Source organism: Actinoplanes aureus (assembly GCF_015704865.1).
GTDB lineage: Bacteria > Actinomycetota > Actinomycetes > Mycobacteriales > Micromonosporaceae > Actinoplanes > Actinoplanes aureus.
In genome coordinates this window covers 147867-154349 of the sequence record NZ_JADQTO010000013.1, presented here as the reverse complement: position 1 = coordinate 154349, position 6483 = coordinate 147867, and the positions used below count along the sequence as shown (strand labels likewise).

The following is a 6483-nucleotide window of genomic DNA, read 5'->3' as shown; positions in this document are numbered from 1 at the left end:
ACCGCCGGGCCCACTTGTATGGGGGGGGGGGGTGTAACGGGGGCCCGCCGGCGCCCCCGGGGGGGGGGGGCCGCGCCTGGCCCGCCTCCGGCTGAGGCCGGCCGAACTGGAGAGCCGGTTCGGGCTGACGCCGCCGGCCGTCAGCCGGCTGTCCACCGGTGACCTCGTCCGCTTCGAGCTCGGCGAGCAGGGCGCGGTCGAGGTCGTGCACTTCACCGACCGGCCCGCCCGGGAGGTCGTCGCCGAGCTGCTCGCCGACACCGGGCTCACCCACCGGGACCTGAGCTGGATGAGCGGAGGCCTCCCGGGCGCCGAGGCCGAGCCGGTCGCCCGGTCGGTCGCCGAGGCGACGCTGTATCTGACCGGGGACCCGGACGGCACGGTGGACAGCGACGGCCGGCGGGTGCGGCACGGCGACCGCACGGTGGTCATCGGCGCCGATACTCTCCTGGACGCGAGCCAGTGGCAGAAACTCGCCCGCCGCTGCGCGCGGCAGGCCGCCGGCCTCATCCTCACCTACCGCGAGCGGCGTCCGACCTCGCAGGAGTATGCGCAGGTCGTCCGGCTGCTGGACCGGGCGGTCGAGTACGCCACCGAGGTGACCCGGCTCGTCCCGGAGGGCGCGGAGGCGGTGCCGGTGCGCGCGCTCTGGACGGCCGGTGGGCTGCGGGCGTGGCGGGAACGTCCGGAGGACTTCCGCGTACCCCGCATGGTTCGTGAGCTGGCGCGGCACCGCCAGGCTCGCACCGAGTTCACGGCGGTGTTCGGTCCGCCGGCGGCGGAGCGCACCCCGGCGACGGTGCCACCGCTGGCGCGCTCCGGCTACGACGCCAGCATGTTCCTCGACTTCCGAGGGTGCCGGTGCGGCGGGCGGCTGGTCGCCGTGGCCGAGCACACCGATGATCAGGCGGTGCTCACCGTGAAGGCCCGCTGCGCGCGGCGGTCCTGGCACCGATACCGCTTCCAGTTCACCACGGTGCCCGGCACACCGGACGCGCCGCACTGGGAGATGTCCGATCGCCGGCAACCGTCGCACCTGGTCGACCCCGGTGAGTGGCTGGTGGCGGCCGGCTCGTTCGCCGGCGGCGAACCGCGGTTGCGCGCGATGAACCTGAAACTGGCCGCCTCCTGCGTGGAGGAGGCGATGCTGTTCGTGCCGCCCGGCGCGGACGCGATCCCCGCGGACGAGGTGCGCGGCCGGCGCGGTCGCGAGCTGTACGACGCGGACCCCGCCCGGTTCCGCTGGCCGGACCTGCTCGCCGCGCGCGACGAGTACCTGGCGGCGTCCGGCGCGGAGGATCCACTCCCCGCGGTCCACCCGCTGCCGGCACGCAGTGTCAACGAGGCCCTGCTCTTCATCAATTTGCATCGCTGTGTCTGCGGCACGGTCGAGTTCCGGCGGTCGAGGCACGAGACGGAGGCCGGGCTGCACTACGGCGGCATGTGCCTGACCTGCCGCCGGGACCGGGCGTTCGTGTTCACCGTGCCGCCCGACGACAGCGACCCGGAACCGATGGGATTCGGGTTCAGCCTGCCCGGCGACGGGCCGTCGGCGCTGCTCGACGCGGGCGAGTTCTGGGCCGCCGGTGAGGGGTACGAGGAGGCGGCGGCCGGTGCGGAGAAGACCGCCCGGGACGACGACACCTGGAAGCAGGTGCTGGCGGCGCTCGCCTCGTCGGTGGCGGTCTGCGACGAGCTGCTGGCCGTGCTGCCCGAGGGCGCGGCGGACATACCGGATGAGGAGTTCCGCACGCCGGCCGGCCGGACGCTCCGGCGACGCCACCCGGAGGTGTTCACCCGTGCGCACCTGACCGCCGAACGAGACCGCCGGAGGCAGCGCCTCGACGACTTCCTGACGGACTGAGACTCAGCGCACACCCGGTTTGACAGCCGTTCCACATCTTGAAGTGTCAAGATCTGGCCTGCTCAACGGGGGAAGTCGGGGGACGCGCGGATGATGTGGGCCAGGACGGCCGTCGTGGCGACGGTGGCGGTGAGTGCCGCCACCGGGCTGTACGTGGCGATCGGCCGGGAGGACGACCCGGAGCAGCCCCCGGTGGCGGTCGAGTCACCGCAACCCAGCCCCTCGGCCGCCCCGGCGCTGGAGGCACTCGAAGTGCCGTCGCCGGCGCCGGCAGCGGTGCCGTGGGTGGGGACGTGGGCGGTCGCGGTCCAGCCGGGCGGGCGTCCGTTCGACCGGCAGACGCTGCGGCAGATCGTGCACACCAGCATCGGCGGGGACAGCGCCCGGGTGCGGCTCTCCAACGCGTACGGGACGAAGCCGCTCACCGTGAGCAGCGTGCACGTGGCCCGGCGGGTGAGGGGCAGCACTGTCGACCCGGCGACGAACCGGCCGGTCACGTTCGGCGGTGCGACCTCGGTGACGATCCCGGCGGGCGGGTCGGCGGTCAGCGACCCGGTGGACTTCGTGGTGCCGGCGGACAGCGACATCGCGGTCAGTGCCTACCTCCCGTCGGCGACCGGGGCCAGCACCCGGCACGCCGTCGGCACCCAGCACAACTACATCGCGGCGGGCGACCAGAGTGCGGCCGCCGGGCTGCGCCGGGCGAAGACCCACCGGAGCTACCACTTCCTGGCCGGGGTGGACGTCCAGAACGCGAAGGCGACCGGCTCGGTGGTCGCGTTCGGCGCCTCGATCACCGACGGGGTGGGCTCGATGTTCGGTGCGAACCGGCGCTGGCCCGACCTGCTGTCCGACCGGCTGCGGTCCTCCGGGCGCACCATCGGGGTGCTCAACACCGGCATCAGCGGCAACCGGCTCACCGCCGACACGCACGGGGACAGCGCGGCCAAACGGTTCGACCGGGACGTGCTCCGGCAGCCCGGCGTCCGCTGGGTGATCATCTCGGACGACGCAATAAACGATCTCGGCAAGTCCGCCGCACCCGCGTCCGAGCTGACCGGCGCACTCCGGAACCTGATCGACCGTGCTCACGACGCCGACATCAAGGTCATCTGCTCGACGCTGACGCCGTACCGCGGTGCCGGGTACTGGACCGCGCGCGGCGAGCAGGGGCGCGCCGCGGTGAACGCGTTCGTACGCTCGCGCAAGAGCGGCTGCGACGCCGTCCTCGACCAGGATCGCGCCACCCGTGATCCGTCCGCACCCACCCGCTTCCGGCCCGAGTACGACTCCGGCGACCACCTGCACCCGGACACGCAGGGCATGCGGGCGATCGCGAACGCCGTCAACCTGGGCTGGTTCAACGACTGAAGCGGCCGGCGCGCGCGCTTCGGCCTCGAGTGGCAGGTGATCGCGCGGTGATTCGGGGACGGTCCCGGTTCGGCGGGACGGCGCGTGCGCGTACCGGAAGAAATGCTCAGCGCAAGGGCCTGATCGCGCCCTCGACGCAGCGGAGAACGAGCCGCAGGGTTTCGTGGCGTGAGGCGTTCGCCTCGCTGAGGAAGCTCCAGCCGAGGTAGAGCTGTGACCAGAGCAGGCTCTGCACCCAGATGGCGGGCAGCTCGGTGTCGATGGTCCCGTCGGCGTGCCCGCGTCGCACCAGGTCGGCGAACCAGTCGTCGCACGTGCCGGGGCTCTCGTCGTCGAGCTCGACCTGCTCGCGGAAGAGCAGCGAGAGCAGGTCGCCGAGGTCGAAATACTCCTGGCAGAGCCGGCGGATGGCGGCGGCGCCGGTGTCGTCGGCGGTGCGGGCCCGGGTCCGCGCCTGGTCGAGACGGGCGGTGGCCTCGTCGCGCAGGGCGACGAGCAGGTCGCTGCGCTCGGGGAAGTAGCGGTGCAACGTGGTGCGGCCGACGTCGGCGGCGGCGGCCACGTCGCCGAGGGAGGCGGCGGGGTTGCGGGCGAGAACCTCGAAGGCGGCGTCAAGGATCGCCTGCCGGGTCCGGGCGCGGCTGCCGGCGCGAGCGGTGGTCACGGTGCACAGAATAACAGTTGCCCATTCTGGAACAACAGTGTTCCATTATGGCTATGCCGGATTCCGCGAGGTTGAAGACACTGCTTGCCGTTCTCCGTCCGCACCGCCGCACCATGCTGCTCGGGCTCGTGCTCGGGCTGGCCGGCAACGCCGCCGGCCTGGCCACGCCGATGGTCACCAAGTGGGTGCTTGACACGTTCAGCGACGGGGTGGACCTGGCCGCTCCTATCTCCGTCCTGCTCGCCCTGGTCGTCGTGGGCGCCGCCATCACCCTGTGGCAGTGGATCCTGCTGGGCACGCTCGCCGAGCGGATCGTGCTCGACGCCCGGATGTCGATCATCCGGCGCTATTTCCGGGCCCGGGTCGGTGACCTGCAACGGCGGCCCACCGGCGAGCTGGTCACCCGGGTCACCTCGGACACCGGGCTGCTGCACGAGGCGTCCGGCAGCCTGATCGGGCTGATCAACGCCGGGGTCGGGTTGATCGGCACGCTGATCCTGATGGCCGTGCTGGACCTGACCCTGCTCGCCTGCACGCTCGCCGCGGTGATCGTGGTCAGCGTGCTGATGGCGGTGCTGCTGCCGAAGATCAGCGTCGCGCAGACCGCGGCACAGGACTCGGTCGGCAAGCTCGGAGCGAACCTGGAGGGGTCGCTGCGCGCCATCCGTACGGTGAAGGCCAGTCGCGCCGAGACCCGCCAGAGCGAGCAGATCGTCGGCAACGCCCGGGACGCCGCCACGCACAGCATCCGCGCCGCCCGGGTCACCGCCACCGTCTGGACGATCTCCTGGTCCGGCATCAATCTGGCGGTGATCATGATTCTCGCCGTCGGTGCCTGGCGTGCCCACCTCGGGCTGCTGGAGATCTCCAGCCTGGTCGCCTTCCTGCTCTACGTGTTCCAGCTGATGGGGCCGATCAGCGAGCTCACCCAGAACCTGACCGCGTTGCAGGCCGGCATGGCGGCGGCCGGGCGGATCAACGAGCTCTCCGCCATCGAGGTGGAGCCGCACGACGAAGCCCCGGCACCGGCACCGCGGCGGGTCACGGACGGCCCGGTGCTGCGGCTCGAGGGTGTCGCCGCCCGGTACAGCGCGGACGCTCCGCAGGCGCTCCGCGGCGTCGACCTGGTGATCCCGCGCCGAGGCCACACCGCGATCGTGGGCCCGTCCGGCGCCGGTAAGACCACGCTGTTCTCGCTGCTGCTGCGCTTCGTGGAGCCGGAGAGCGGGCGGATCCTGCTGGACGGCGAGCCGTACGCGTCGTGGAGCCACGAAGCGGTCCGCGCCCGGCTCGCCTACGTGGAGCAGGAGACCCCGGTGGTGCCCGGGACGATCGGCGACAACCTGCGGTTCACCCACCCGGACGCCACCGACGAGGAGGTACGGGCGGTGCTGCGCTCGGTCCACCTGGACGACAAGATTGACGAGCTGCCGGAGGGTATCGACACGTCGCTGAGCTCGACGGACGTCTCCGGTGGCCAGCGACAGCGGATCGCGCTGGCCCGGGCCCTGCTACGCACACCGGACGTGCTCCTGCTGGACGAGGCGACCGCGCAGGTGGACGGGCTGACCGAGGCCGCCGTGCAGGACTGCATCCGGGACCGGGCCTCGGCCGGCGCGGTGGTGACGATCGCGCACCGGCTGTCCACAGTCCTCGACGCGGACCGGATCGTGGTGATGGAGGACGGCCGCATCCGGGCCCAGGGCACGCACGCCGAGCTGTACGCCTCGGACGACCTCTACCGGCGCCTGGTCGAGGCCCTGCGGATCGCGGCGGACCAGCCGGCACCGGCCACGGTGTGAGCCATCACCCGAGGGATCGTATGGCCATCGTGCCGCCCACGGTGCGGTGCTCCGGGGCCTCGGGGTCGGGCTCGCCGACCTCGGCCGCCCACTTCTCGGCGTCGTCGTGCGGGTGGTAGCCGATCGCGTCTCCCCCGGCGCCCGACCACCAGCGCCGGGTGTTCGCGGAGACGCCCCAGACCAGCCGCCAGCCGGTGGCGGTCAGCGCGGCCTCCACCAGCCGGGCCAGGTCGTCCGGGGAGAGCCAGACCGACAGGTCGCGCGGATTGGCGGGTCGTTCGCGGCAGGCGCCGATGCGCAGGCAGATGACGTGCAGACCGTACCGGTCGTGGTAGAGGCGGCCCAGGGTCTCCAGCGCGGCCTTGCTCCAGCCGTAGTAGGTGTCCGGCCGGGGTGCCACGTCGTCAGGCAGCGCATCGCGGCGTTCGTGCAGGCCGGCGGCGTGGTTGCTGGAAGCCAGCACGACGCGTGGGATGCCGAGGCGGTAGGCGGCCTGCAGGACCCGTTCGGTGCCGCGGACGTTTACCTCGAGCACGTCGTCGAAGGGACTCTCGTCGGCGAGGCCGCCCAGGTGCACGATCGCGTCCACGCCCCGGGCGGCGCGCTCGACGGCCTCGCCGTCGGTGACGTCGAGGGCTTCGACACCCTCGGCGGCATTGAGGTCGGTCAGGCGCAGGGTGTGGTGGGTGAGACGGGTGCGCAGCATGGTGCCGAGGGAGCCGGCCGCGCCGGTCAAGAGGATCACCGCCATGCCGTTCATGGTGCCCGTCCCGGCTCCGGTC

General features: G+C 72.7%; 5 protein-coding genes. 3 read left to right on the top strand and 2 right to left on the bottom strand.

Annotated features, from left to right (window positions below):
- Positions 1–205 precede the first annotated feature (205 nt).
- The gene (locus tag I4J89_RS26500; protein ID WP_196416789.1) at positions 206–1864 is read left to right on the top strand and encodes a hypothetical protein; all 1659 of its coding nucleotides are present in this window, start codon (positions 206–208) and stop codon (positions 1862–1864) included.
- Between the two features lie 90 nt (positions 1865–1954).
- A complete protein-coding gene (locus I4J89_RS26495) occupies positions 1955–3235 on the top strand; it encodes a GDSL-type esterase/lipase family protein (RefSeq protein ID WP_230859626.1) in 1281 nt (426 codons plus the stop codon).
- 106 nt (positions 3236–3341) lie between these two features.
- Here I4J89_RS26495 and I4J89_RS26490 read toward each other — a convergent pair whose 3' ends face one another.
- Entirely contained in the window at positions 3342–3899 is a 558-nt protein-coding gene (locus I4J89_RS26490) for a TetR/AcrR family transcriptional regulator (protein WP_196416788.1), read from the bottom strand.
- A gap of 113 nt (positions 3900–4012) precedes the next feature.
- Between I4J89_RS26490 and I4J89_RS26485 the strand changes: the two genes are divergently transcribed.
- On the top strand, positions 4013–5701 hold the full coding sequence (locus I4J89_RS26485; protein WP_196416787.1) for an ABC transporter ATP-binding protein: 1689 nt from the start codon (positions 4013–4015) through the stop codon (positions 5699–5701).
- Positions 5702–5705: 4 nt separating this feature from the next.
- Here I4J89_RS26485 and I4J89_RS26480 read toward each other — a convergent pair whose 3' ends face one another.
- A complete protein-coding gene (locus I4J89_RS26480; protein WP_196416786.1) occupies positions 5706–6452 on the bottom strand; it encodes an NAD-dependent epimerase/dehydratase family protein in 747 nt (248 codons plus the stop codon).
- Between the last annotated feature and the right edge of the window lie 31 nt (positions 6453–6483).

What these genes read in the sequence shown, in the direction of transcription:
- I4J89_RS26485 (WP_196416787.1), top strand. Translation starts at nt 4,013, where the DNA reads ATGCTGCTCGGGCTCGTGCTCGGGCTGGCCGGCAACGCCGCCGGCCTG.
- I4J89_RS26495 (WP_230859626.1), top strand. Translation starts at nt 1,955, where the DNA reads ATGATGTGGGCCAGGACGGCCGTCGTGGCGACGGTGGCGGTGAGTGCC.
- I4J89_RS26480 (WP_196416786.1), bottom strand. Translation starts at nt 6,452, where the DNA reads ATGGCGGTGATCCTCTTGACCGGCGCGGCCGGCTCCCTCGGCACCATG.